Source organism: Comamonas sp. JUb58, assembly GCF_004364775.1.
Classification (GTDB): Bacteria; Pseudomonadota; Gammaproteobacteria; order Burkholderiales; family Burkholderiaceae_C; genus Comamonas.
Window position 1 is genome coordinate 256,451 of the sequence record NZ_SOAL01000004.1, and the last position, 25,738, is coordinate 282,188.

Below are 25,738 nucleotides of genomic sequence, written 5' to 3' on the forward strand. Positions count from 1 at the left end.
AACAACCGAGAACAATCCCGCCATCCTAGTGCTTTGTGGGGCCGGTGGAAAGTTCGGCCATCTTTGGCTGACAAAGACCAGATTTGCCAGCTAAGCGCTGCCCGCACAGCCCCATCTGCCCCACAGCCTTCTGCCATGCATATCCACGCCGATCTGAACCAAGCGGTACACATCACCCCCTGCGACTACCAATGGACGCCTTCGCCACTGCCCGGTGTCGAGCGCATGATGCTGGACCGGGTGGGTGCCGAAGTGGCCCGCGCCACCAGCCTGGTGCGCTATGCGCCGGGCTCGCACTTCTCTGCCCACCAACACCCGGGCGGGGAGGAGATTCTGGTGCTGTCCGGCGTCTTCTCCGATGAAACCGGCGACTACCCCCGTGGCTGGTACTCGCGCAACCCACCGCAGTCGGCGCACCGGCCGCACACGGAGCCCGGCGCGCTGATCTTTGTGAAGCTCCAGCAGATGCGCCCGGATGACACGGCGGTGGTACGCATCAATGCGCTGGACCGCGCGAACTGGCACCAGGCCGATGGGCGCGATACCTGTCTGCTTTTTCAGAACGACGAGGAGCGGGTCTACACCGAGCAGCTGCCCGACCAAGGCCGCCTGCTCTGCGATGCCAGCGGCGGGCTGGAGCTGCTGGTGCTTGCCGGTGCGCTGGTGGTGCAGGGGCAGCATTACCCGGAAGGCAGCTGGCTGCGGCTGCCGGCCGGTTCGCAGCCGCAGATGGAAGCGGTGGGCGACACGATGGTTTTTGTGAAGACCGGGCACCTGGCCGCCCTTGCCCGCCGTGGTGCCCCGTGCTGAGCCGCACCTCTATCGCCATTGTGGGCGGGGGCTTGAGTGGCCTGTATGCCGCCTATTTGCTGGAGCAGGAAGGCATTGACTATGTGCTGTTGGATGCCCAGGACCGCAGCGGCGGCCGCCTGCTGGCCGCCGACCACCAAGGCGCCCGGGTGGACCTGGGAGCGACCTGGTTCTGGCCCGAGATACAAGCGGAGCCGTGGGCCTTGGTGCAGGCACTGCAGTTGCCCACGTTCAGACAGCCCGAGGCCGGTGACTTTCTGATCGACGCATCGCCACATATGGCCCCCAGACGCATCAGCGCTGGCACGCAAGAATCCACCGCCTCCATGCGCATGGCGGGCGGCCTGGCCGCCTTGGCCGATGCGCTACGCGCCCGGCTGCCCAGCGCCAGATTGCGGCTGGGCCATCGGGTATCGGCCGTGCATCGGCTGGAGAGCGGCGCTGTGCGCATCCACGCCATCGGCGCACAGGGGCCGAGGGAGCTAGAGGCCCACCAGGTACTGCTGGCCTTGCCGCCCCGGCTGGCCGTTGACAGCATCGCCTTTGCGCCGCCTTTGCCTGCAGCGCTGGCCAAGGCCTGGGCCGCTTGCCCCACCTGGATGGCGCCGCATGCCAAATATGTGGCGCTGTACCCCCGGCCCTTCTGGCGCGCGCAAGGCCTCAGTGGTGCGGCCCGCAGCTATGCCGGGCCGATGGCGGAGATCCATGACGCATCGCCCCTGCAAGGGGCGGGGGCGCTGTTTGGCTTTATCGGCATCCACGCCAGCGCGCGCCGCCAATTGGGCGAGCAGGCGCTGCTGGCCCATTGCAGGCAGCAAATGGGCCGCTTGTTTGGGGCCGAAGCGCTGCAGCCCAGCGCCGAATGGATCAAGGACTGGTCGCAGGATGCCTACACCGCCAGCGCGGCCGATACCGAAGGCGCGGGCGGCCATCCCACCGCACCCGCCATGGCCGCCCATGAAGGCCCTTGGCAGGCTTGCCTGCTGGGCATTGGCAGTGAATGGTCCGCGCAGTTTCCCGGCTATGTGGCCGGCGCGGTAGATGCCGCGACGCATGGCGTCCAAGCCTCGCTCGCAGCAGCCACCCTCACTAAAGAACAAGCTGGCACGGCAGTTAAGAAGGAGACGCCATGACATCGACGTACCACGCAATGCAGCGGACATCCCCCGGGGTGCTGGAATGGGTGGAACGCCCACGGCCCACGCCGGGCGCTGGCGAAGTGCTGATTGCCGTGGAAGCCTGCGGCATGTGCGGCGCCGATCTGGCAGACGTGCATGCGCAGCGCAATGGCCCGCGTGTGCCGGGCCATGAGGTGGTGGGCCGTATCGCAGCGCTGGGCCCGGATGTGCCGCCCATGTGGACCTTGGGCATGCGTGTAGGTGTGGGGCGCCTTGGCGGCCATTGCAATGCCTGCAGCCTGTGCCGGCAAGGGCTGTTTCAGCTTTGCCGCAACCAGCAGGCGGTGGGCAGCAGCTGCGATGGCGGCTATGCAGAAATGATGCTGGCCCGGGCTACCGGCCTGGTCGCCATACCGGAGGCCCTGGACAGCCTGCAAGCCGCGCCGCTGCTGTGCGCGGGCTTGGCCACGTTCAATGCCATGCGCAAGTCGGGAGCCCTGGCGGGCGATCTGGTCGCCATCCAAGGCATTGGCGGCCTGGGCCATCTGGCGCTGCAGTATGCCCGCAAGATGGGCTTCAGGGTGGTGGCGGTGGGCCGGGGCACGGACATTGCCGCCGACGTGCGGGCACTTGGCGCGCACCACTACATCGACACCGACCACCAAGACCCGGTGCAGGCGCTGCAGGCCATGGGTGGTGCGCAGTTGCTGCTGACCACCATCACGGACAGCGCAGCTGTATCGCAACTGCTGCCCGCCTTGGCGCCGCAGGGCCAACTGCTGGTGCTGGGTGTGGGCAAAGAGGCGATCAGCGTATCGCCCGGCTTTATCGTCTCCGGCGAGCGGGCCATGGCCGGCTCCATTACCGGCAGCCCCTATGACGCCGAGAAGACACTGGACTTCAGCCTGCTGGCGGATATTCGCCCTTGGATCGAGACCATGCCGCTGGAGCGTGCGCCCGAGGCCTTGGCCCGCATGGCATCAGGCCAGGTCAAGTTCCGCATGGTGCTGACGATGAACGCAGGAGAACAACAATGAATATCAATCCTTCGGTAGCGCGCCTGGCGCTGGCGCAGGCGCTGTCGGGCGCCAACACCACGGTGGTGTATGCGACGGGCGCGATCATCGGCCATATGCTTGCACCCCGGCCCGAGCTGGCGACCTTGCCAATCACGATGTTTGTGGTGGGTATGGCGATCTCCACCCTGCCGGCGGGCCAGGTGGCACGGCGCTATGGGCGTGCCCGGGCCTTCCAACTGGGCAACCTCAGCGGGGTGTTGATGGGGCTGATCGCGAGCCTGGCGATTGTGCAAGGCTCGTTTGCGCTGTATTGCCTGGCTACGCTATTTGGCGGCGCCTATGCGGCTGTGGTGCTGAGTTTTCGGTTTGCGGCGGCCGAATGTGTATCGCCGGAGGAGAAGCCCAAGGCGCTGTCTACCGTGCTGGCAGGCGGCGTGCTGGCCGGCGTGGTGGGGCCGCAGCTGGTGAGCGCCACGATGAATGCCTGGCCGCCCTATGCCTACAGCCTCACCTATATCTGCTCGTCCATCGTCGCGGTGCTGTCGGCCCTCGTGCTGCGGGGCGTGAAGTTCCAAACCATCCAGCCACGCAGCGGGACGGCAGTGGCCCGGCCGCTCGGCCCCATCGTGCGGCAGCCGCAGTTTGTGGTGGCCCTGCTCTGCGGCACCGTCAGCTACCTGCTGATGAACTTCATGATGACCAGCGCACCGCTGGCGATGGAGCTGTGCGGCATCTCGCGCACGCATTCCAACTACGGTATCGAGATGCATGTGATCGCGATGTACGCGCCGAGCTTTTTTACCGGCAGCCTGATCAAGCGCTTTGGCGAGAGCCGCATCATTTTTGCCGGCCTGGTGCTGACGGCTCTGGCTGCCATCACCGGACTGGCGGGCATCAGCGTTTCGCATTTCTGGGTGGGCCTGGTGCTGCTGGGCCTGGGCTGGAACTTCGGCTTCCTGGGAGCTTCGGCCTTGGTGCTGAAATGCCATGCGCCCGAAGACGGCCCGCGCGTGCAGTCGCTCAATGACTTTGTCGTCTTCGGCGCAATGGCTGTGGGCTCGTTCGCATCGGGCAGCCTGCTGACCACCTGGGGCTGGGACTGGGTGGTTGGGCCGATGCTGCCACTGGTGCTGGTGGCGGTGTTGTCGCTGGGGTGGCTGGCGCGGGTGCGGCCTGGTAAATAAGATCTGCAGCCTGAATTGCTTGTCCGGTTCATTTCTTAAGGGATGGGCTTCTGGTTTTACACTGGCGCGCTGTGGGAGCACAGGTCTGCGCCCCGGGAAGGCCATGCATGAAGCTCGATGGGCAAGCCGTTGTGGGATCTCCGATCGCCGATGTGATCTTTGAAGAAAAGCGCGTGCTGCTGATGCTCGATGACGGCCGGCAACTCGCCGCACCGCTGTCCTGGGTGGAGCCCAAGGTGGTGGCGATGAACGCGCAAGAACGCTCGCAATGGGTAGCGACCGCGGACCGACGCGGCGTCAACTGGCCCAGCGCTGGCCAGACTTCGGCTGACGGCGCGCTCAATGTCTGGACCTTGGAGCAGGATGCGCTGTTTGAAGCGGCGCTGGCGGAGCTGAAGGCCTTGGACTGGAAGGCGGACCAGCTAGGCAGCCGCAGCCGGGCGCTGGTGGCCCTGTGGCGCCTGGTGGCCGATGGCTATAACGGCGGGCTGCTGCAGTTTCTGGGCAACTGGGGCATGGCCGAGATGGATGCGGTGCTGGCTGCACTAGCGGAGATCCAGGCCAGCGCGACGCTCGATGTGGTGACGGAGTTCTGGCGCCTGGTAGGCCCCATTGCCCAGTCCGAAGAGGTCAACTCCATCGATGATGTGTACCGCGCCGTGGCGGGTGATCTGTCAGGGCAGATCGAGGAACTGGACGAACAGTTCTGGGAAGCAGCGGAAGAACTGGTCAAGCAGGTGCCAGCGTTTTTTGGGCCCGCGCCGTCGGCCAGCTGATTCGCGACCAAGCACAAACCAACAGCCCTCCACTTGCATGTAAGGCTGTTGTGCGTCTGGGCACTACTTGTCGTTATTGGCGCTCAGGTTGTCCAGCAGGTCATCGAGCGACTTGAATTCGATGGTCTCCACGCCGTCGTTCTCGTCGATCGAGATATCTTCCAGCGCCAGCTCCTCGCAGAGCTGCGCGCGCACCCAGCAGTGCGGAAACTGCTTGGGCGCGACAAAGGACAGCAGCACCGCATCGGCAAACACGGCCACCGAATGCAGGCTCAGGTCATCGCGCAGGTCGGTGAGCTCTTCGACCTCGTCTTCTTCTACGGCCTCTTCCACTTCCACCGCGATATCGTTGATCAATTCCTTCCATTGGTCGGCCGGCATGGCCAGAAAGCGCTGGGTATTGGCGATCAGGGCCTCCACATCCATCTCGGGGTTGTCGGCCAGCTCCGGGTCGACATTCACATGGATATCCGCCCCCGCAGCCTGAAACCGCACGCTGCCAACCACAAAGCCATCGTCGGCTTGTACGTCGTTGAGAAGCTGGCTCGCTGCAATGGCGTCTCGAAGATGGGCAATCTGGGTCATGGGGCCGTCCTTGCGTTGAATGGAAGGGCCATCATAAGCGGCTACTTTTGAAAGCTCTACCGTAGCGACGAATGACTGTCATTCGGCGAACTGGCAGGAACTCAACATTTCTTGTCCTGCTTGCGCGATTGCGCCAGCGCATCTTCCCTTACGCTTGCCGGTTGCTTGATCTCTTCGCCCTCCCAGGTTTGCCTGCCCGACGCCATGACCGCTGATACCGCCACCCTCAACCCCTCACCTGCCCTGGCTGCTGCACCCGCAGCCACTGCAGATAGCCAGCAGCACGGCTTTTTATTGCCCATCGTGGGCGGCGCGGCGCTGGCCCACCTGCTCAACGACATGATCCAGGCGATGCTGCCGTCGATCTTTCCGATGCTCAAGGCCAGCTTCTCGCTCAGCTTTGGGCAGATTGGCGTGATTGCGCTGGTCTACCAGGTCACCGCATCGCTGCTGCAGCCGTGGATTGGCATGTACACCGACAAGCACCCCAAGCCCTACCTGCTGCCCTCCGGCATGGGCATGACCTTGATCGGCATTGGCCTGCTGGCCACTGCGCACAGCTACGAGATGCTGCTGGTGGCCGCTGCGGTGGTGGGGGTCGGCTCGGCCACCTTCCACCCCGAGGCCTCGCGCATTGCGCGCCTGGCATCGGGCGGCCGCTTTGGCACGGCGCAGTCCACCTTCCAGGTGGGTGGCAATACCGGCTCTGCGATTGGCCCGCTGCTGACAGCGGCCATCGTCATCCCCCATGGCCAGCCAGCGATGGCCTGGTTCATGGTGGTGGCCCTGGTCGCCATCTTTGTGTTGTACCGCCTGACCATCTGGGTGCGCCACAACGGCAGTGCCAAGGCCAAGAGCCTGGCCAAGAACCATGCGGGTGAAGGCCTGAACCGCGCTGGCGTCATCCGCGCCGTCACGGTGATCTGCATTTTGATGTTCGCCAAGTTTGTCTACATCGCCTCCTTCACCAACTACTTCACCTTCTACCTGATCGAGCGCTTCCAGCTCAGCGTGCAGTCCAGCCAGCTGTTTCTGTTCATGTTCCTGGCCGCCGTGGCAGCGGGCACCTTTGCCGGCGGCCCGGTGGGTGACCGCATTGGCCGCAAGGCCGTCATCTGGATCTCGTTCCTGGGCGTGGCACCGTTTGCGCTGGCCCTGCCCTATGTGGGTCTGGTGTGGACGGCCGTGCTCGCCATCGTCATCGGCCTGGTGATGTCTTCGGCCTTTGCCGCGCTGGTGGTCTACGCGCAAGAGGCCGTGCCTGGCCGCGTGGGCCTGGTCTCCGGCTTGATGTTCGGGCTGATGTTTGGCATTGGCGGCGTCGGTGCCGCTGGCCTGGGTGAGCTGGCCGATGCGCATGGCATCGTCTGGGTCTATGGCCTGACCTCGTTCCTGCCGCTGCTGGGGCTGGCGACGGCGTTCTTGCCGGATACGCGGAAGAAGCGCCAATAAGGTTTGGAGGAGCATCCAGCATCGGGTGCAAAGGGCTGGTTGCCCAGTCCCTTCAGCTTTCCGTGGCAGTCGCGGGCCTGCAGCCAGTTTGCATTTCGGCTTCTGGCTGCCGCCTGCAGAATCGTTTGGACATCGGCAGGATCAAAAATCGGCATGACGCCAAGATGCCCCTCGACAGCTTCGCCAAGCGATCGATGGCGACCAGCGCCAAATCACGGCATCCCTGCCGCAGCCAGTCCCCGCAGATGCATTCCTCCTCCCCTTCCCTCCCAGGGTAATCCCCCAAATACAACAAAAAGTTGCAAACTCAATAACTGATGAATACGATTGAGAATGATTCTTGTTTGATTTTCATAACATCGTCACTCTCATGTCACATACCACGCAACGCAGACTCCAACCGAATCGGATCGTGATGGCTCTGATGGCGGCAGCCGCCACAGCCAGCGCATCTGCCCAACAAACCCAGCCCACGCAGCAAGGGCAAGAGGCAGGCAGCACCGCAGAGACAACCGCCAGCCCATCGGTCAACCTGCCCCAGGTAACCGTGCGCGACCGCTACGAGCGCGAAGACCTGCCCGCACTCGCCCCCGGGCGCAAGGCGGCCAAGGGTGCGCGGCTGGGCATTCTGGGGGCGACCTCGATCATGGAAGCACCCGTCCACGTCAATGCCTACACCCGTGAGCTGGCCGAGGACTGGTCGGCGCTGTCGCTGCAGGATGTGCTGGAGAACGATGCGGCGGTGGTCTTCACCACCAACAAGGGCCACTTGCTGCAGAACTTCAACCTGCGCGGGCTGGATGTGACGGCGATGGACATAGCAACCAATGGGCTCTACGGCATTGCACCGGCCAACTCGGTGCCGATCGAGATGTTTGAGCGGGTCGAGGTGATGCGCGGCCCCAATGTGCTGCTGTCTGGCATGCCACCGCTGGCCAGCGTGGCCGGCTCGGTCAATATGGTGACCAAGCGCGCACTGGCCCAGCCGATTGCCGACCTGACCGCCACCTATGTCTCCGATTCGTATTACCAGCTGCATGCCGATGTGGGCAAGCGCTTTGGGCCCGAGCAGCGCCTGGGCCTGCGCTTCAATGGTGTCTATGGATCGGGCGATATGGGCGCCGAGGACGAAAAGCAAAAGCGCAATGTGGGCGCGCTGGGCCTGGATTACCTGGGCGACAACTACCGCCTTTACCTGGATGTGTACAACAGCGTCAACAAGATCGACGGCGGCAGCCCCGGCATGTTCAGCTTTTTGGGCAGTGCAGCGATCCCTGGCGTGGGCTATCTGCTGTCGCCACCCGATGGCGATGTGAACCTGTTCAAAGGCACGCATGGCAAGTACGACAACAGCGGTTTGCTGGCCCGGGCGGAGTTTGATTTCAACAAGAATTGGCAAGGCTATGTGGCAGCCGGCGGCTCGGAGGCCGAAGGCCAGGGCCTGCTGTTTGGCACGCGTGCCATCGTGACCGGGGCTGACGGCACCACGCGCGGCGCGATCTACAACGTGCACACCAAGTCGGAGCGCCGCACCGCCGAGGCGGGGGTGATTGGCAAGTTCGACACCGGCAGTGTGCAGCACCGCCTGCAACTGTCCTTCAACATCCTCAAGCACAAGGAAGGCACGGTCAACACGGCCTGCAACTACTGCTACACCACCAATATGTACCGGCCGACCGAGCCGACCTTCCCAGCCGCGCCGACCTGGAAGGACTACACGACGGAGAACGAATTCCGCTCGTTCGCGATTGCCGACACCATGGGTTTTTGGGATGAAAAACTGCTGCTGACCCTGGGCCTGCGCCACCAGACGGTGAAGACGCCGCTGGTCAATGGCGTCGCCTCCAACTACAGCGAAAACCGCGTCTCACCGATGGTGGCCGCCGTGGTGCGCCCCTGGGGTGACAACATCGCGCTGTTTGCCAACTACACCGAAGGCCTGGAGCCCGGCCGCACCGTGGGCACCGGTTTTGCCAACCAGGGCGACACCCTCGCCCCCATGCAAACCAAGCAGGGCGAAGTGGGTGTGAAGCTGCAAGCGGGCGAAACCACGCACACCTTCAGCGCCTTCCAGATCAAGAAGCCCTCGATCGTGACGAACAGCGCCAACTTCCAGGTGCTTGATGGCGAGCAGCGCCTGCGCGGTCTGGAATGGAGTGCCTTTGGCAAGCTGAGCGAGACCGTGGCCTTGCTGGGCGGTGTGGAGTACATCAAGTCCAAGCAGATCAACACCGGGCTGGAGAACTATGGCGTGCCCAAGCTGCGCACCCGCATTGGCCTGGATTGGGACACCCCCCTGCAAGGCCTGTCGGTGGGTGGGCGCCTGTTCCACACCGGCTCGCAATGGGCCGATTCGGGCAACCGCCTCAAGGTGCCATCGTGGAACCGTATTGACGCGGTGGCCCGCTATGCCACCAAGTTCGGATCGACGCCTGTGCGCTTCAACGCCAGCGTAGAGAACCTTACCAACAAGAACTACTGGATCGGCATGTTCAACGATGGCTTTGTGATGCCGGGCGCGCCGCGCACCTACCGCCTGTCGGCCACCGTGTCGTTCTGATCAGCACAATGGCTCTGGCCATGGCCGGAGCCCACAAACACCACAGCCCGCTGGCAATTGGATGCCAGCGGGCTGTGTCTTATCAGCGGTGTGGAGCGCTTTACTTGGTCAGGATCAGCTTGCCCAGCTTGGTGGCCTGCAAGGTGTAGACCGAGCCGTTATGGGCGATCTGCACGGTCTTGTGGCCGGCCAGCAGACTGGTGCTGTCAACGCTGCGCACCTGCAGGTTGGCATCGTTCAGCGGCCGGAGCTGCAGCGCGATGGTGAGTGGCTCGGCAGCATGGGACTCGGCCTCGCAGGCAGCGGGCGTAACGGCTGCGTCCTGCGGCTGTGGCACAGCTGGGCGGCGGAGTTGCAAGGTACGGCGGGCGCTGGTGGCGGCATGCAGAGTGGTCATGGTGGCGCTCATGGCGGGTTGGAAGGTGGTCAGGCAGATGCAGACAGCTGCACCCGAAGGATGGAAGAAACGCAGCGGAGATATTCAGCACCGCTGCCCATTTGCCCCCGCAACGCCGGGGCGTTCGCAGCGCCGCAAACGGCGCGCATGGCGGGATGACGTTCATCACAAGAGGGGCAAATCACAGGGACCGAGTCTATCATTTAATGAGATTGATTATCATTTAAAAACCATGTTATCGAAGGAGTCTGATGTCCGTCCCGTCCACCTCGGCAAGCACCGCCAACCCCTCTGAAGCGCCAGCCTCTACGGCGCCCACACTCCGTTTCAGCATGCGGCCGCTGATGTTCGAGAACTTTGTCTGCACCTTGTCGATGATGTCCTTCGTCGCGCTGATCGGCCCCATCGCCCGGCTGCTGGGCCTGGCCCCCTGGCAGGCCGGCATGGCCGTCACCGTGGGCGGCCTGGCCTGGGTGCTGCTGGCCAGACGCTGGGGCGCCGCCAGTGACCGCTGGGGCCGGCGCCCTATCCTGCTCCGGGGCCTCGGCGGCTTTGTGGTCTGCTATGCGCTGCTGTGCAGCTTTATCGTGTTTGCCTTGCGCAGCCAGCCGCCCGTGTGGCTGGCCTTTGCCGGCCTGGTGCTGCTGCGCGGCATGGCCGGCGGCTTTTATGCGGCTGTGCCTGCCACCGGTGCAGCACTGGTAGCCGACCATGTACCCGGCCCTCAGCGCGCTGCCGCCATGGCCACCTTGGGCGCCGCCAGCGGTATCGGCATGGTGGCCGGCCCCGGCGTTACCGGCCTGCTGGCCGCGCATAGCTTGGAGCTGCCGCTGCTCATCACCGCCGTGCTGCCCGCCTTGGCTTTGTTGGTGCTGTGGCGCTGGCTGCCGCGCAGCGAGCAGCATGCCAACGCGGCCACCGGCCACCTCAAGATCAGCGACCCACGCTTGCGCCGCCCGATGGCTGTGGCCTTTTGCGCGATGTTCAGCGTGACCATTGCCCAGGTCGTTGTGGGCTTCTTCGCGCTGGACCGTTTGCAGCTGGAAGCCAGCGCCGCCGCCCGAGCCGCCGGTATTGCACTGGCCGTTGTCGGTGTGGGCCTGATCCTCGCACAGCTCGCCGTGCGCAAACTGGGCTGGACGCCGCAGCGCCTGATCCGCGCCGGCTGCGCCCTGTCTGCGCTGGGCTTTGCATCGCTGCTGCTGGCCAGCAGCCCCTGGGCACTGTGGGCAGGCTACTTTGTCGGCGCCGCCGGCATGGGCTGGGTCTTCCCCTCCGTCATGGCATTGGCCGCCAATGCCGTGGGCCCGCATGAGCAAGGCGCCACCGCCGGCACCGTTGCTGCAGCCCATGGCCTGGGCATGATCCTGGGACCGCTGGTGGGCACCCTGGTCTATGACCTGCACCCGGGCGCACCTTATTTGCTGGTGGCGGTGCTGCTGGTCTTGGTAGCGCTGTGGCCGGCGCGTGGCGCGGTGTCGGCGCTGGAGGTGGGGCGGGTGGGTTGAGGCCCTGCTGTCTGACATTTAGCGGTTCATTTGCGCTGCCTGGCTGCAGCCAGCTTGGCCTCCAGGCGGGCAATCACCACCTCTGCAGAGATGCCAGCAGCAGCGCTGTTGTGCCGCGTGGCGGCTAATCCCTGCTGCAGCCATCCAGCCTGTGCTTGCCACTGCTGGATCTCTCGGCGGACAGCTGTCTCGACAAAAGACGCCAGGCTTTCGTTCTGTTCCAAAGCACGCTCCACCTCATCAAGTAAAGCGGGTTCGACGCAGATGGATGGGATGATGGCGGTCTTCATGGGGAGATCGTAGAGTGCGGGTCTGTCGGTACTCATTGATCTTGCAAATTTTTTCACTGCATGCAAATTGGGAACCGACTGTCAGGTCTCCGCGAGCTTTGAATTTTTCTCACTGAAGTTTGAACGCGGGGCGCTTTGGGCTCAACCATAGGGGGCCGGGGCGGCTTCCAGCCTGTCGCCGGCCCGTGAGGCTGCTGTTGCGCCTGGTCAATGCCAAGGTAGGATGGCGGCTAACGGCCAGAATCTCTCGTCCGGTAGGTAGCCGTGAGCGGCAGGTCTAGGCCTCATGAGCGGTCTGTTGCCGAGCGCTAATTTGATAGGAGAGCGCCACAAAATTCAGGTGCGAATTAGCGATCCATCGCGTTTACCAACAATGGACCCTCGCCCAAATGTTCACCGATGCGCGGTCGCACCATCACTGGAGCGACCGGCCGGTGTCGGACGACGACCTGCATGGCCTGTACAAGCTGGTCAAGTGGGGACTCACCAGCGGCAACCTCCAGCCGGTGCATATCGTCTTCGTCCGCTCCGAGGAAGGACGCCGCATGCTTTTCCGGGCATTGGAAGGGATGGGGAGCAACCTTGAGCAGGTCAGAGCCGCGCCGGTTACGGCCACCGTGGGCCAGGATGTCCGGTTCTACGACGAAGCACCACGCCAGTTTCCGCGCACGAACTTCAAACCGATGTTCGAGGCCGACGCTGCGTTTGCCGAGTCCATCGCGTTCCGCAGTAGTTCACTCACGGGGGCCTATCTCATGCTGGTCGCGAGAAATGTGGCAGCAAAGCGGCGTTAAAGCCAGCAAATCGGCATCAAGCGAACTTGCCGATCTAAATTCAGTGATTTGCCGACCATCCCTATACGAAAACTGGAAAGGTGCAGAACCCTGTTGAAGCTGTCAGCTGCCTGCCCATGGCATTCTTGCATTTGAAACAAACTCACGCTCCCGAAGAAACGCTCCTGAAACGTCAAACGCCGACAGTCCGGAAACGGGCTTCCGTTAGCGCACTCTCCGTTTTTGGATGCGCGCAATCAGTCGCCTAGATGTGGACCTGTTCTCAGCCATCTAAATGAGCGGCTGGAAGCCGGCGTAACACGATACTGCCACTTCAACAAGCTCCCAGAGGCCGAATTTGAGCCTCCGGGACCAGGGGAGTTTTATGATGAGTACACATGCATCCACCACCGCTGCAGCTGTGCGCCTGCTAGGCGCCCCCAATTCACCTCGCGCGTTCGAAATCCGCGATTTTCTGAGCCGAAGCGTGGTCGCCTACCAGTGGATTGAATTAGACGAAGCCTCGGCCCGAGCCCTACCCGGTATCCAAGGCTTGGACGATCCAAACCTGCCTCTGTGCGAGTTCCCTGATGGCACGCGCCTGCTAGGTGCCACCGTGCCGGATATCGCGCAGCGGTTGGGCTGGGTGCGCACGCCCCGGCTGCGGCAGTACGATGTGTCAATTTTCGGCGCTGGTCCGGCTGGTCTGAGCGCGGCAGTCTATGCTGCATCAGAGGGCTTGAAAACGATACTGGTGGAGCGCCAAGCCATTGGAGGCCAGGCCGGTAACTCTTCACTGATCGAGAACTACCTAGGTTTTCCACATGGGATTGGCGGTGCAGATCTGGCAGAGCGTGCTCGCCAACAGGCAGTACGTTTCGGCGCAGAGATCTTGCGCCTGAACCATGGCGTGCACACGCTTTTCGTGGATGGATGTATCCAGGTAGACCTTGCCGATGGCACTCAGTTGCGCGCACGCTCAAATATCTGTGCCACGGGCATCACCTGGCGTCGTCTTGGCCTGCCTGGCGAGGACCGTCTGCTGGGTGCGGGAGTGTTCTATGGGGCGGGCTCCAGTGAAGCGCCGATGTGCGCCGGCGAGACGGTCTACGTCGTAGGCGGCGGCAATTCGGCCGGACAGGCCGCCATGCACCTCTCTCGCTATGCCAAAGAGGTGGTCATGTTGGTGCGCGGCGAGCGCCTGTCAGACACGCTATCCGACTATCTGCTGCGCAAGATCGGCAGTACACACAAGATTCGCGTGGTAAGCAGTGCCGAGATTACTGCACTGGCCGGCGACCATCGCCTCCAACAAATCACGGTGCGCGACCGGCGCGACGGGCGGGAACAGTCACTGCCGGCCAGCCATGTCTTCGTCTGCATTGGAGGATTACCGCGCACCGAGTGGGCTAAAGACACGGCCATCGTGCGCGACGCAGCCGGCTATCTGGTAACGGGACCTGATCTGATGACGGAGCCTGGAAAGTACGCCCAATGGCCGCTGGAACGCCCACCTTTTCACCTGGAAAGCAGTGTGCCCGGCTGCTTTGCCGCTGGTGATGTGCGCCATGACTCCATCAAGCGCGTTGCGTCCGCCGTTGGCGAAGGCGCAATGGCTGTAGCTTTCGTCCATCGCCATCTCTCAACCCTATAAGGACACTCCATGAGCCACCCCAAGACCTGCACCCACACGGATAGCATCCATCATGTGGTGCCCAGCGCCAAAGGCTGTGAGGAATGCCTGAAGATTGGCTCCCCCTGGGTGCATCTGCGGCTGTGCCGCAGCTGCGGCCATGTAGGCTGCTGTGATGATTCACCACACCGCCACGCGCGTGCGCACTTCCAGCAAACCGGCCACCCCATCATCGAGGGCTACGACCCGCCTGAAGGCTGGGGCTGGTGTTTTGTGGACCGCGTGGGCCTGGACCTGGGCGACGACACCACACCGCAGATCGGCCCGATTCCGCGCTACGTCTGATCATCCACCGCAAGCCAGCGGACCAGGCAGCAGCGCCCGGCCCGCTGTTGCATGTGCAGTTTCAGACCGCTGCACGCAGGCGCACCGGCACCGATTTGTACGACGGTGTGCCGCTTTGCGGATCGCGGTGGGACAGCGCGATCAACACGTTGGCTTCGGGGTAGTAGGCGCCGGCCGAGCCGCGCGGGATGTCGTAGGCCACGGCAGTCAGGTTGCGCAACACGGCACCCGACTGAGGTGCTTCGCCGGCGAAAGCTACGGCTTCCAAGTCCACCCGGTCGCCTGCCACCAGGCCCTGCTCCGCCAGGTCCTGCGGGTTGAGGAAGACCACATCGCGTCGCCCGAAAATGCCACGGTAACGGTCGTCAAAGCCGTAGATCGTGGTGTTGTACTGGTCATGGCTGCGCAGTGTGGTCAGCGTCAGCACACCGCTGACGGCTGCAGTGCGCGCATCCTCCTCGATGCCCGGCATGGTGATAAAGCAGGCTTTGCCCGAGGGGGTGTGCCAGACACGTTCGGCCGGCCCCACAGGCAGGCGAAAGCCGCCTGGTTGGCGGATACGGGCGTTGTAGTCATCAAAACCGGCAAACACACCCTCGATGCCATCGCGTATGCGGCCGTAGTCAGCGACGAAGGCATCCCAGTCGATGCCATAGCGCCCGGCCAGCACGGCCTTGGCCATACCAGCGACGATGGCCGGCTCGGAGCGCACCTGGTCCGACGGCGGCGGCAACCGGCCTGTAGACGCATGCACCATTGACATGGAGTCCTCCACCGTGATGGACTGCACGCCGCTGGCCTGCAGGTCCAGTTCGGTGCGACCCAGGCAGGGCAGCAACAGGCTCTGGCGCCCCACCAGCAGGTGCGAGCGGTTGGGCTTGGTGGCAATGTGCACGGCCATGTCCAGCCTTTGCATGGCCGCAAAGCTGCGCAGCGGGTCGGCCATGGCCACGGCCAGGTTGCCGCCCAGGCACATCAAAAAACTCGAGCGGCCGTCGGCGATGGCTTCGATCGCCTCCGCAGCGTCATGGCCACGTGCCTCGGGCGGCACAAAGCCATACACCCGCTCGATGCCCTGGCGCAGTGCCAGCGGTGCCTTCTCATCGATACCGACCGTGCGGTTGCCCTGCACGTTGGAATGGCCGCGCACCGGGCAAATGCCCGCACCCGGGCGGCCGTAATTGCCGCGCAGCATCAACAGGTTCGAAATCTGCTGCACGTTTTCGGTGCCTCGGCGGTGTTGGGTGATGCCCATGCCAAAGACGATGATGGCGCGCTCTGCCTTGCAGTACAGCTGTGCCACCTGCTCCAGGGCCTTGCGCTGCAGGCCCGAGGCCCGCTCCACATCGGCCCAGTCCGTGGCATGCAGGTCTTCCAGCAAGGCCTCGATGCCCTGGGTGTGCTCGGCGATGAAGCGGCGGTCAAGCAGTCCCGGCCCGCCAGCGGCCAGGTCGGCGGCATCCAGCTCCAGCACCGCTTTCATGACGCCCTTGAGTGCAGCGGCATCACCGCCCACCTTGACCTGAAGGTAATCGCTGGCGATATCTGTGGAGCTGAAGGTAGCCATTTCAAGCGGATCCTGCGGCGCGGCAAAGCGCTCCAGCGCACGCTCGCGCAGTGGGTTGAAGACCACGATGGGCGCGCCGCGCCGCGCCGCCGCATGCAAGGTGGTCATCATGCGTGGATGGTTGGTGCCGGGGTTGTGCCCCATCGAGATGATCAGGTCCGCCTGGTCAAAGTCGTCCAGCGACACCGTGCCCTTGCCGATGCCAATGGACTGGGGCAAACCGACACTGGTGGCCTCGTGGCACATGTTCGAGCAGTCGGGAAAGTTATTGCTGCCATAGGCACGCACGAACAGCTGGTACAGAAAAGCTGCCTCATTCGAGGCCCGGCCGGAGGTGTAGAACTCCGCCATATCGGGCGATGGCAGCGCCTGCAGCACCTCGGCGACGCGCGCAAAGGCCTCGTCCCAATCGATCGCCACATAGCGGTCGCTGGCCGCATCGTAGGCCATCGGCTGCGTCAACCGGCCGAGGTCCTCAAGGTCATGGTCGTTCCAACTGCGCAGTTCGGTGACGGTGTAACGCTGGAACACCTCGGGCGTGGCGCGCTTGCGCGTCGCCTCCCAGGTCACGGCTTTGGCGCCGTTCTCACAGAACTCGAAGGTTGAGCTGTGCTTGGGATCGGGCCAGGCGCAGCCGGGGCAGTCAAAGCCATCGGGCTGGTTGTTGCGCAGCATGATGCGCGTGCCCGAGAGGGCGTTCATCTGGCCGTGGATGGCTTTGGCCACCGCAGCCAGTGCGTCCCAGCCACCGGCTGGATGTTCGTATTTGCGGATACCGGAATCGTCGTGCATAGGGGTTGCTCCTTGGCGCTCAGTTGTTGCAGGCAAAACGCAAGGCGCGGGCAGCGTCATGCACACGGCCAAAATCGGTCGCCAGCAATTGCAAGGGGGACGCGTTGTCGAGCCAGGGGTTGGGCTGCACAAACCAATGGATCCTCTCCTCCTCGTCCAACAACTCGGCCAGCTCAGCCAGAAGCATGCGCACAGGTGGTCGCACACGGATATCGCCACGCTCAAACTGGAACACCGGCAACCAGTGCTGCCCAGCCCACTGCAGCCCGATCACCTCACCCGCCGCAATGGCGCGGCCCAGCGCCGACAGCCCGCTGGACGGCCGCCGCGCTGCGATCTCCGAGCCGGGCGCCAATCCTCCAGACACGCGGTAGGCGGCCAGCAGGTCGAGAAAGCGTATGTCTTCGTTCTGCGATAGCTGCTGAGGAAAGGGGGCAGCGGCAGCGAGAGCATGGTGGGTAAGCATGAAAAATCTCCAGTGCAAGTTTCTTGGGGACAGATCACCATGCTGCAAGCGCTCGCTTGCAGCGCAGTTTCAAGGGTGCGCCCCCTTGTTTCATCTGTAATTTTTCTCAAGCCATCAGCTGTCCAACGGATTGCTGCGCGCCACGATCAGCGGATCTGCCGGTGTGAAGGGCAGGCGAGGCAAGCTGGCCACCGGTACGCCGAACGTAGCCGCCAATGCTGATGGTGACAGCGACGATGCCGCAGCACGGTAGCCTACATCTCCGGGCGTCGGTTGGTCAAAAAAGATCAGGAAATGAATCTCCTCACTGCCAGTCACCTCAATGTGGTGTGGATAGGCGCGTGGGATGAAGTAGACATCTCCGGGCTGCAGCTGGTAGGTGTCAACGCTGCCGTTGGGATCCAGGATGGTCATACGCGCGTTGCCCTTTTCGATGTAGCCCATTTCTGAAGTCAACGGGTGCCAGTGCGGTTCCCGCATGCCGCTTGTCTCGACGCGCAAAGAGTACATAGAGATGTTCTTGAGCACAGGCCAGAAGGTATCGCGCGCTAGCCGTGCAGAGCCTGCCGCCGATGACACTGGGGCCGACTGCGCCTCGACGTCAAACCGATGGGCATCGCCAAAGCCTGCGGTGTCGGGAATGGTGGGTGGCCCTTCACGCCGAGACAACGCTGCACCTTTGCCCTGACCCTGACGCAGAGCTGCCATGTCGGCAGCTGGCAGATCAAACGTATTACCCAACACGGCGTCGCTCATCACAGCGAAAGATTCGCGCAGCGAGAACTCAGCGGGCCTTTCGTGGCGAAAAGCTGCGATCAGCACAGCGTCGCTATCACCGATGTTCTCCAGCGTGTGCAGTGCACCCGAAGCGATGTGGAACATCTGGCCAGCGCTCACCTCGAAGCGGGCAAACTGACTGCCGCTGTCCAGTACCGACACAAGCAGCCTTCCACTGATGCAGTAGGTCAGTTCGTTGGTGTTGACATGCCAATGCGGTTCACGCAGGCTGCCGGGCGCGAGCACCAAACGCTTGATGGACAGGCCGTTCAGGATTGGAAAATTGTCAGCGTTCAGGGCGCGTATGCTGCCGCGCTCCGTGGCATAGGAGGGCTGGCTGGCCCACAGGGAACGGACATGGCGTGAAGAAGAGGTCATGGCGAAACTCCGGGTTGGTGAATGACACCGTTGATCGTCTAGCCATCGCATTACCTCTTTACTTCAGGCTTCCTTAATCGGCGTTTCAGCTGAAATGCGGAGAAAGCAAATCTGAAATCTCGCAGAAATCGGCTAAAGCCAAAGTACATCTCATGGACCAGGCGGCATCGGCCGGCCCTTTCTTACTTTTCCGATGTAACTCTAAAAGGTGATTCCATGAACGCAACTACCGATCTCATCGCCCGTCGCCAAGCCCCTTTGCATACGCCAACGACACTGGGCACCGATGCGCGACGCGACATCAGCGGCGGTCTTGCCGCATTGCTCGCGGACAGTTTTGCGCTGTACCTGAAGACAAAGAACTTCCACTGGCACATGTCGGGCCCGAACTTCCGCGACTACCATCTGCTGCTGGACGAACAGGCAGACCAGATCTTTGCCATCACCGATCCGATTGCCGAACGCGCACGCAAGCTCGGCGGCACTACACTTCGCTCAATCGGGGATATCTCGCGCCACCAGCGCCTGCTGGACAACGATGCGCCCTTTGTCACCCCAGCCGACATGCTGGCCGAGCTGCGTGACGACAACGCACGTCTAGCCGATTACATGCGCGCCACGCACGCTACCTGTGACAACTATGGTGATTTCGCGACCACCAGCCTTTTGGAGGTGTGGATCGACGAGGCCGAACGCCGCGCCTGGTTCCTGTTCGAGAGCAGCCGCGCCTGAGATGTGGGAGGATGCGCGGCGACCAGATGCACATGCAGGGCGCGTGCAAGTCTCGTCTTAGTGCAGCACTTGCACCTGGGCTTCAAACACATAGCCCGCGCCGCGCTCCGTGCGGATCAAGGTCGGCGCCGAGGCATCGACCTCGATCTTGCGTCGCAGCCGCAGAATCTGGACATCGATGGAGCGGTCGTAGACTTCCGCGCCATGGAGGCGCGACAGCTCCAACAACTGGTCGCGTGTGAGCACGCGCTGGGGTTGCTCGCACAGTGCCAGCAGCAAGTTGAACTCGCCATTACTGAGTTCGACCCGCTGCCCTTCGGGTGATTTGAGTCGACGCGCGAGCAGATTCAATTCCCAGCCCGCAAAGCGATACGCACGGCGTTTACCGTCGCGGCTGACGGGCGTGACATCCTGCTGCTCCCGGGTGCGCCTCAGCACGGCCCGAATACGAGCCAGCATCTCGCGATTGCTAAAAGGCTTGGTCACGTAGTCATCGGCGGCGATTTCCAGACCCATCACCCGGTCAGCTTCGTCCTGCTTTCCCGACACGATGATGACGGGAAGCCGGGTCTGCTCACGCAGTTGACGCGCCAGCTGCATACCGTCCTCGCCGCCCAGACGAAGGTCAAGCAGCACCAGATCGATAACATGCTCTTGCAAAACCGACCTCATCTCTTGCCCTGTAGCTACCGTAGTGACCTGAAACTCGTTCTCCGTCAGGTACGAATACATCAGTTCGCGTAAGGCAGGATCGTCATCGACCACCAGGATGTGAGGGGCTGCAGAGTTCATGCTCATAAGCTTAACCGATGACAATATTCAAGTTTCTACGGCTCCATTACAGATGAAACATTCGAACCCGTTTATGACATAAATGCGGCATCCTGGGCGGATCAAATAGCGCCTTGCGCTCCCCGCAGCGCCCAGTAATAACAAAGGACGGATCCGTGTCCAAAATCATGGTTATCGACGAAGATAGCGCCATGCGTGTACTTATCTCAGAATGGCTGACCAGCGAAGGGCACGAGGTGCGTTCGCTGCCCCGGCATGACAGCCCAGGTTTGGGCTTTACCCACCCGGCACCCGTGGACTTGGTCGTGCTCGACCTTCCTTATCAGCGCACGATTGGCGGCGCGGCAACGCACGCCGTGAAGGCCGCGCAAGCGGCTTATCCACAGGCAGCCGTTGTCGGCATATCGGCTCAACTCACACGTAGCTTGGGTGCCCAAGCCGATATCAGCCGTGTGCTGGGCGTGAGTTGCCTGCTGGCCAAGCCCTGCAGTCGCGAAGAGCTGGTCCGCGCCGTGGCAGACGCCCTGGGCAGATGATGTCTAAGGAGCGGCTGCGCCATCGCATCGTGGCACTGGGCATCGTGCTCGTGATGGCCTTCGCTGGTTCTGCCATCTACGATGGATGGCGTCTGCACCAGCAAATCATGTTCGCGACCGAGCGCGAGCTCGGCAATCTGGCGAAGGCCCTGGCCGAGCAAGGGGCACGCAATCTTCAGGCTGTCGATCTGCTGCTTCGCGACACAGGTGAGTGGTGGGAGACGAACGGTGACACCTTGTCGAGTGAGGCGGTGTCGGCAGCACTCGCAGCTCGGGTTGTGGGGGTATCGCAGGTCAATGTATTGACGCTGGTCGACCGCCATGGCATGCAACGCCATCGTTCACGCATTACCGGCGAACCCTTTGCCGATGTCTCCGACCGTGCCTACTTCCAGAGCCAGCGCGAAGCTACGACCGATGGACTATTCATCAACGAGCCGGTGGTCACTCGCACCGATGGCCGGCCCGCGCTGGTGGTGTCTCGCCGCCTTATCGATGATGACGGGCAGTTCGACGGTGTGGTGACCGCCATCGTGACACTGGAAGAGCTCAAGGGCGCCTACACCGCCATCGAACTGGGCGAAGGCAGTGCGCTGCTGCTGACCTTGGACGACGGCACGCTGGTGGTGCGGCTTCCTGAAGAGCCAGGCTTTCAGCCAGGGGTTCAGCGTTACCCAGAGTTGTCGCGATTCAAAGGTGCGCCGCTGATCGACCGCTCGGTGAGTCCGGTTGACGGCCGCGTCAAACTGGTGGCGGCCATCGGTGTGGGCCAGCGGCCGCTCACCCTGACCATCACCCGCGATGAACACGAGGCCTTGCGCCCCTGGTATGACGAGTTGCGCAGCGCCATACTCCGCACACTGCTGCTCGCCGCGCTGGTGGTACTCACCATCGTCGGTCTTCTGCGACAGTTGCGCCGGCTTGAAGCAGGCGAGGCTGAAAAGGCCGCGCTCGAAGCCCGCCTGCAGAAGGCCCAGCGCTTGGAATCGCTCGGCACGCTGGCCGGAGGCATTGCTCATGACTTCAACAACATTCTGGGCGCCATTTTGGGGTTTGGCGAAATGGCACAGCAGCACGCCGCACCCGGCAGCGACATGAGCCGCTATCTTGACCGAGTGATGCAGGCTGGCGCACGAGCGCGCGTGCTGGTGCGGCGCATTCTCGACTTCAGCCGCAGCGGCGTGGCCGAACGGCAGCCGATACACCTGCAGACCGTGGTGGAAGAAGCGCTGGCTATGCTGCGTCCCACGCTGCCTGAGACCATACGGATTGACGCCCTGCTCAATGCGGGAACGGCCGCCGTGATGGCTGACAGCACGCAGCTGCACCAAGTGGTAATCAACCTTTGCACCAACGCTGGTCAAGCCCTAGGCGACTCCGGGGCGATTGAGGTGCTGCTGAAGCGCGATTCAACCAGTCTGCCCCAGACGCTGCTGCACGGCGACCTCGTCGCTGGTGACTATGTGTGCCTGGTGGTCACTGATACAGGCGCTGGCATGTCTCCAGAGGTCCTGCACCGTGCCTTCGACCCATTCTTCACCACTAAAAAGGTTGGAGAGGGAACAGGCTTGGGGTTGTCAATGGTGCATGGCATCGTCACCGACATGGGGGGTGCCATCGACATCGTTACCGAGCCTGGGCGCGGCACCCGCGTGACTGTCTGGCTGCCCCTGTGCTGCGAGACCCCTGCGCCTTCCCCACGGACGCATCCCAGTTGGCCCCATGGCAACGGACAGACAGTGCTGGTGGTGGACGACGAGCAACCGCTGGTCGAGCTGGCGGAGGAGCTGCTGGCGGAGTTGGGCTACGAGCCTGTCGGCTTCAGTTCCAGCGAAGCTGCGCTGGCAGCCTTTTTGGCCGACCCGCATCGGTTTGACGTCATACTCACCGACGAAATGCTGCCCGGTATGCCTGGAAGCGAATTCACGTTGCAAGTGCTAGCGATACGTCCTGAATTGCCAGTGATCTTGGTGAGCGGCCATGTCGACTTAGCGCTGGAGCGGCGAGCGCGAGAGGCGGGTGTAACAGCTTTGCTTCACAAACCACTGGCGTTGCAGGAGCTGGCCGAATGCTTAGCTCGCACGCTGCAGCGCAGCCCCCACAGTCCTCACTAAATATGGATCATTGCGACTTCGGTTTCAGCTGAAATTTTTCACCCGCTTGTTGCAATGCAGCAGCAATGCGCGGCGCGCACAGTCAAGGCTTCAACAACGCGGAGTCCTTCCATGAGCACTTTCACCACCACCGACGGCACCCAGATCTTCTTCAAGGACTGGGGCACTGGCCAACCCATCGTGTTCAGCCACGGCTGGCCCCTGTCCTCGGATGCTTTCGAGGACCAGATGTACGCACTGGCCTCGCAGGGCTTTCGCTGCATCGCCCACGACCGCCGTGGCCATGGCCGTTCCAGCCAGCCCTGGACGGGCAACGACATGGACACCTATGCCGACGACCTGGCCGAACTGGTGAAGACGCTGGATCTGCACGATGCCATCCACGTCGGCCATTCCACCGGTGGTGGCGAGGTGGCGCGCTACATTGGCCGCCATGGCACATCGCGCGTGGCCAAGGCCGTGCTGATCGGTGCTGTGCCGCCACTGATGGTCAAGACCCCAGCGAACCCTGGCGGCACCCCGCTGGAGGCCTTCGACCAGATTCGCGCCAACGTGCTTGCTGACCGCTCGCAGTTCTGGAAAGATCTGAGCATGCCGTTCTACGGCTACAACCGCGCCGGTGCCAAGGTGTCCGAGGGCGTGCGTGAATCCTTCTGGCTGCAAGGTATGGCAGCAGGTATCCCGGCCTCGTACTTCTGCGTAAAGGCATTTTCTGAGACTGACCTGACTGAGGACTTGAAACAGTTCAATGTGCCGACGCTGATCCTGCACGGCGACGACGACCAGATTGTGCCGATTGCCGATTCCGCCGAGCTGTCAGCCAAGTTGGTTAAGGGTTCTGTCCTGAAAGTCTATGCCGGCGCACCGCACGGCATGTGCACCACCCGCAAGGACGAGGTCAGCGCGGATCTACTTGCATTCGCCAAGGGCTAATCGCACAGCCGAGCGCATCGCTTGAACCGCTTTTGCGGCCAACGGCAATGCGCTCAGCGTTGTAGGTGACGTCCTGGCAGCCCTGGCGGTCGAAAGCCAGTATGAAAATGAGAAGGGCGAGTGGATCCGACCCTATCTGCAGATTCCCAAAACTCAGATCTGAGCGAAACCTGCACACAAGTATGAACTTCTCGGGCGCAGCATGCGGCCCGGAAAGGATACCGGCGTGGACTGGCTTCAAATGCAAACGCGAGACCGGTTCGCGCCGCAGTTCCAGCGCCTGTTCGGTGATATCCGACCCGTTTCTCCACGCAATTCTCGACCTGCCGGCACTGCGAATGGTAGTAGTACGAGCCGTTCTTCTGGACGACACAGCCTTCGTTCCATGCTCCCATACCGCTGGGGAAATCACGATGGCAGCAGCCAACGCGGTGACGCTGGGGTAGACGCTGCGCGACTGCACGACATCTCCGCTGATCTGGCGCAATGGGAAACCACACTAATGCACAAAGGCATTTATATCACTGGCTACGGCATTCGTTTAGGCGATCAGATCACGGATATTGCTCATCCACCGCAGCGCCCTAAGCAATTTTTTTAAGGAGTGAATTCCATGTCACATACTTCCTTGCCTGCAACGCAAGAGCAGTCATATGCAACCGGGCTGCCCTTGCCCTTAACTCTTTTGCTCGCCAGCGGAGCGGGTCTTTCGGTGGCGACCTTGTATTACAGTCAGCCCATGCTGGGAGTACTGGGTGGCGATATCGGCGCATCCACCCAAGCAGTAGGATTTCTGCCCACACTAACCCAGTTAGGCTATGCGCTGGGCATCTTCTTTCTAGCACCGCTGGGCGACCGACACGACCGACGACGGATTATTCTAGCCAAGGCCGCAGTGCTATTCGCCGCGTTATTGCTAGCGGCATTGTCGCCATCTCTGCCCACGCTACTCGCAGCCAGTTTGGTGGTAGGCCTAACTGCCACGATGGCTCAAGACATCGTGCCCGCAGCAGCGACACTCGCACCCGAAAGACACCGGGGCAAAGTCGTGGGTACTGTGATGACGGGGCTGCTGCTGGGTATTTTGCTGTCGCGTGTTTTGAGTGGTTTCGTGGCCGAACAATGGGGCTGGCGCGCCATGTTCGCTGCCGCTGCGGTAAGCATCGCACTGATCGGTGTGGCCGCATGGCTGCAGTTACCGAGATTCACGGCTACTACGCAGTTGCCCTATCCAGCACTTTTGCGCTCGCTAAGGACGCTGTGGAAACAGCACGCCGCCCTGCGGCGCGCCACCATGGCGCAGGGGTTGCTGGCGGTAGGTTTCAGCGCATTTTGGTCCACGCTCGCCGTCATGTTGCATGGCGCGCCTTTTCACCTAGGAGCAGCCGCAGCCGGTGCGTTCGGGTTGGCAGGAGCGGCGGGCGCACTAGCCGCCCCAATAGCTGGACGCATCGCAGACCGCCGAGGCCCGCAGATGGTCACTCGCTTGGGGGCTGGTCTGGTAGTGGTGTCGTTTGCTGCGCTGGGTCTGGCAGGAATCATCCCACCTGGAGTGCAACTGTGGCTGTTGGTGGCTAGTGCCATCGGGTTTGACCTGGGCTTTCAAGCTGCGCTGATTGCACACCAAACCATTATTTACGGACTGGATGCAGGCGCACGCAGCCGGCTCAACGCGGTGCTCTTCACCGGCGTATTTGCTGGTATGGCGACAGGCTCAGCTCTGGCAGCGCTTTTGTTCGCTCAGTTTGGGTGGATGGCAGTGGTTGCCTTAGCTACAACTACCGCGCTGGCTGCCTTCGCTCTACGGTTGGCTCGATGATCTTGTCCGAGCGCAGGAATACTCGGAAGCAGCAAACTGTCCAATCCCCTGCTCCACAGTTCGAGAGCTAGGCCAAATGTTCGATTCGCCAAGTAAAGAAATTTGATGGCGGTTATGGTCGCCTCGAAGTTGGTCGGGATGATGACGGTTGACAACCTATGCCAATCCCGGCGCACAAAGAGAATGACGCCTGTGTGAAGGAAAACATCCTCCAGAGGACTAATCAAGTGACCGCTCTCGGTTAGAGCAGACCCTGCCTAGGGATCTTGCGAGCGACCGCTATGGGTTGTGAATTCAACTGGTCAATGCAACACAATATCTGCCTAAGGCTGAAGGAGTGTTTGTATGAAGCAAAGACCGCGGATTTACTACACCGAAGCTC

The 25,738-nt window shown here is 62.4% G+C and carries 24 protein-coding genes; 17 read left to right on the forward strand and 7 right to left on the reverse strand.

Annotated features, from left to right (window positions below):
* The first annotated feature begins 135 nt into the window (after positions 1–135).
* From EDF71_RS06095 to EDF71_RS06115, 5 genes are all read left to right on the forward strand, one after another.
* Positions 136–810, forward strand: a complete 675-nt coding sequence (locus EDF71_RS06095; RefSeq protein ID WP_133855700.1) for a cupin domain-containing protein — start codon at positions 136–138, stop codon at positions 808–810.
* Entirely contained in the window at positions 804–1,943 is a 1,140-nt protein-coding gene (locus EDF71_RS06100) for an FAD-dependent oxidoreductase (RefSeq protein ID WP_347876664.1), read from the forward strand. The genes EDF71_RS06095 and EDF71_RS06100 overlap by 7 nt, the downstream gene beginning before the upstream one ends.
* The gene (locus EDF71_RS06105) at positions 1,940–2,965 is read left to right on the forward strand and encodes an alcohol dehydrogenase catalytic domain-containing protein (protein ID WP_133855701.1); all 1,026 of its coding nucleotides are present in this window, start codon (positions 1,940–1,942) and stop codon (positions 2,963–2,965) included. The genes EDF71_RS06100 and EDF71_RS06105 overlap by 4 nt, the downstream gene beginning before the upstream one ends.
* Positions 2,962–4,131, forward strand: a complete 1,170-nt coding sequence (locus tag EDF71_RS06110; protein WP_133855702.1) for an MFS transporter — start codon at positions 2,962–2,964, stop codon at positions 4,129–4,131. Before EDF71_RS06105 ends, EDF71_RS06110 begins: the two co-directional genes overlap by 4 nt.
* 107 nt (positions 4,132–4,238) lie before the next feature.
* Positions 4,239–4,907 carry a DUF4375 domain-containing protein gene (locus EDF71_RS06115; RefSeq protein ID WP_133855703.1) on the forward strand — a complete coding sequence of 223 codons (669 nt, stop codon included), beginning with the start codon at positions 4,239–4,241 and terminating at the stop codon, positions 4,905–4,907.
* Between the two features lie 63 nt (positions 4,908–4,970).
* Here EDF71_RS06115 and EDF71_RS06120 read toward each other — a convergent pair whose 3' ends face one another.
* Positions 4,971–5,492 carry a cytochrome C5 gene (locus EDF71_RS06120; RefSeq protein ID WP_133855704.1) on the reverse strand — a complete coding sequence of 174 codons (522 nt, stop codon included), beginning with the start codon at positions 5,490–5,492 and terminating at the stop codon, positions 4,971–4,973.
* 204 nt (positions 5,493–5,696) lie between these two features.
* On the opposite strand from EDF71_RS06120, the gene EDF71_RS06125 reads away from it, so the two are divergent.
* On the forward strand, positions 5,697–6,944 hold the full coding sequence (locus EDF71_RS06125) for an MFS transporter (protein WP_133855705.1): 1,248 nt from the start codon (positions 5,697–5,699) through the stop codon (positions 6,942–6,944).
* A gap of 415 nt (positions 6,945–7,359) precedes the next feature.
* Positions 7,360–9,504 carry a TonB-dependent siderophore receptor gene (locus EDF71_RS06130; RefSeq protein WP_243854191.1) on the forward strand — a complete coding sequence of 715 codons (2,145 nt, stop codon included), beginning with the start codon at positions 7,360–7,362 and terminating at the stop codon, positions 9,502–9,504.
* 100 nt (positions 9,505–9,604) lie between these two features.
* On the opposite strand, the gene EDF71_RS25385 is transcribed toward EDF71_RS06130, so the two are convergent.
* Positions 9,605–9,901: a hemin uptake protein HemP gene (locus EDF71_RS25385; protein ID WP_243854196.1), complete on the reverse strand. Its 297-nt coding sequence runs from the start codon at positions 9,899–9,901 to the stop codon at positions 9,605–9,607.
* A gap of 251 nt (positions 9,902–10,152) precedes the next feature.
* On the opposite strand from EDF71_RS25385, the gene EDF71_RS06140 reads away from it, so the two are divergent.
* A complete protein-coding gene (locus EDF71_RS06140) occupies positions 10,153–11,409 on the forward strand; it encodes an MFS transporter (protein WP_133855707.1) in 1,257 nt (418 codons plus the stop codon).
* A 26-nt stretch (positions 11,410–11,435) separates the two neighbouring features.
* Here the strand turns inward: EDF71_RS06140 and EDF71_RS06145 are convergent, their stop codons facing one another.
* Entirely contained in the window at positions 11,436–11,699 is a 264-nt protein-coding gene (locus EDF71_RS06145; RefSeq protein WP_166656466.1) for a YlcI/YnfO family protein, read from the reverse strand.
* A gap of 389 nt (positions 11,700–12,088) precedes the next feature.
* Here EDF71_RS06145 and EDF71_RS06150 point away from each other — a divergent pair, with 389 nt between their 5' ends.
* The 3 genes from EDF71_RS06150 to EDF71_RS06160 all read left to right on the forward strand — a co-directional run bounded on the left by EDF71_RS06150 (position 12,089) and on the right by EDF71_RS06160 (position 14,450).
* Entirely contained in the window at positions 12,089–12,493 is a 405-nt protein-coding gene (locus EDF71_RS06150; protein ID WP_133855709.1) for a nitroreductase family protein, read from the forward strand.
* 367 nt (positions 12,494–12,860) lie between these two features.
* A complete protein-coding gene (locus EDF71_RS06155; protein WP_208300998.1) occupies positions 12,861–14,126 on the forward strand; it encodes an FAD-dependent oxidoreductase in 1,266 nt (421 codons plus the stop codon).
* A gap of 9 nt (positions 14,127–14,135) precedes the next feature.
* Positions 14,136–14,450, forward strand: coding sequence for a UBP-type zinc finger domain-containing protein (locus tag EDF71_RS06160; RefSeq protein ID WP_133855711.1), 315 nt, complete (start codon positions 14,136–14,138; stop codon positions 14,448–14,450).
* 61 nt (positions 14,451–14,511) lie between these two features.
* On the opposite strand, the gene EDF71_RS06165 is transcribed toward EDF71_RS06160, so the two are convergent.
* The 3 genes from EDF71_RS06165 to EDF71_RS06175 form a co-directional block, all read right to left on the reverse strand.
* Positions 14,512–16,809, reverse strand: a complete 2,298-nt coding sequence (locus EDF71_RS06165; RefSeq protein ID WP_133855712.1) for an FdhF/YdeP family oxidoreductase — start codon at positions 16,807–16,809, stop codon at positions 14,512–14,514.
* 19 nt (positions 16,810–16,828) lie between these two features.
* A complete protein-coding gene (locus EDF71_RS06170; RefSeq protein ID WP_133855713.1) occupies positions 16,829–17,275 on the reverse strand; it encodes an antitoxin Xre/MbcA/ParS toxin-binding domain-containing protein in 447 nt (148 codons plus the stop codon).
* 114 nt (positions 17,276–17,389) lie between these two features.
* Positions 17,390–18,430 carry a cupin domain-containing protein gene (locus EDF71_RS06175; RefSeq protein WP_133855714.1) on the reverse strand — a complete coding sequence of 347 codons (1,041 nt, stop codon included), beginning with the start codon at positions 18,428–18,430 and terminating at the stop codon, positions 17,390–17,392.
* 216 nt (positions 18,431–18,646) lie between these two features.
* On the opposite strand from EDF71_RS06175, the gene EDF71_RS06180 reads away from it, so the two are divergent.
* Positions 18,647–19,162, forward strand: coding sequence for a DNA starvation/stationary phase protection protein (locus EDF71_RS06180; RefSeq protein ID WP_133855715.1), 516 nt, complete (start codon positions 18,647–18,649; stop codon positions 19,160–19,162).
* A gap of 57 nt (positions 19,163–19,219) precedes the next feature.
* On the opposite strand, the gene EDF71_RS06185 is transcribed toward EDF71_RS06180, so the two are convergent.
* Positions 19,220–19,954, reverse strand: coding sequence for a response regulator (locus EDF71_RS06185; protein ID WP_166656467.1), 735 nt, complete (start codon positions 19,952–19,954; stop codon positions 19,220–19,222).
* Between the two features lie 155 nt (positions 19,955–20,109).
* On the opposite strand from EDF71_RS06185, the gene EDF71_RS06190 reads away from it, so the two are divergent.
* The 5 genes from EDF71_RS06190 (at position 20,110) to EDF71_RS06210 (ending at position 25,356) form a co-directional block, all read left to right on the forward strand.
* Positions 20,110–20,490, forward strand: coding sequence for a response regulator (locus EDF71_RS06190; protein WP_133855717.1), 381 nt, complete (start codon positions 20,110–20,112; stop codon positions 20,488–20,490).
* Complete coding sequence (locus EDF71_RS06195; RefSeq protein ID WP_166656468.1) at positions 20,490–22,604, forward strand: ATP-binding protein; 2,115 nt, start codon at positions 20,490–20,492, stop codon at positions 22,602–22,604. The genes EDF71_RS06190 and EDF71_RS06195 overlap by 1 nt, the downstream gene beginning before the upstream one ends.
* A gap of 111 nt (positions 22,605–22,715) precedes the next feature.
* Positions 22,716–23,537, forward strand: coding sequence for an alpha/beta hydrolase (locus EDF71_RS06200; RefSeq protein ID WP_133855719.1), 822 nt, complete (start codon positions 22,716–22,718; stop codon positions 23,535–23,537).
* 385 nt (positions 23,538–23,922) lie between these two features.
* Positions 23,923–24,138 carry a hypothetical protein gene (locus tag EDF71_RS06205; RefSeq protein ID WP_133855720.1) on the forward strand — a complete coding sequence of 72 codons (216 nt, stop codon included), beginning with the start codon at positions 23,923–23,925 and terminating at the stop codon, positions 24,136–24,138.
* A gap of 12 nt (positions 24,139–24,150) precedes the next feature.
* Positions 24,151–25,356 (forward strand): MFS transporter, encoded by a 1,206-nt coding sequence (locus tag EDF71_RS06210; protein WP_133855721.1) that lies wholly within the window; start codon positions 24,151–24,153, stop codon positions 25,354–25,356.
* Positions 25,357–25,738 lie beyond the last annotated feature (382 nt).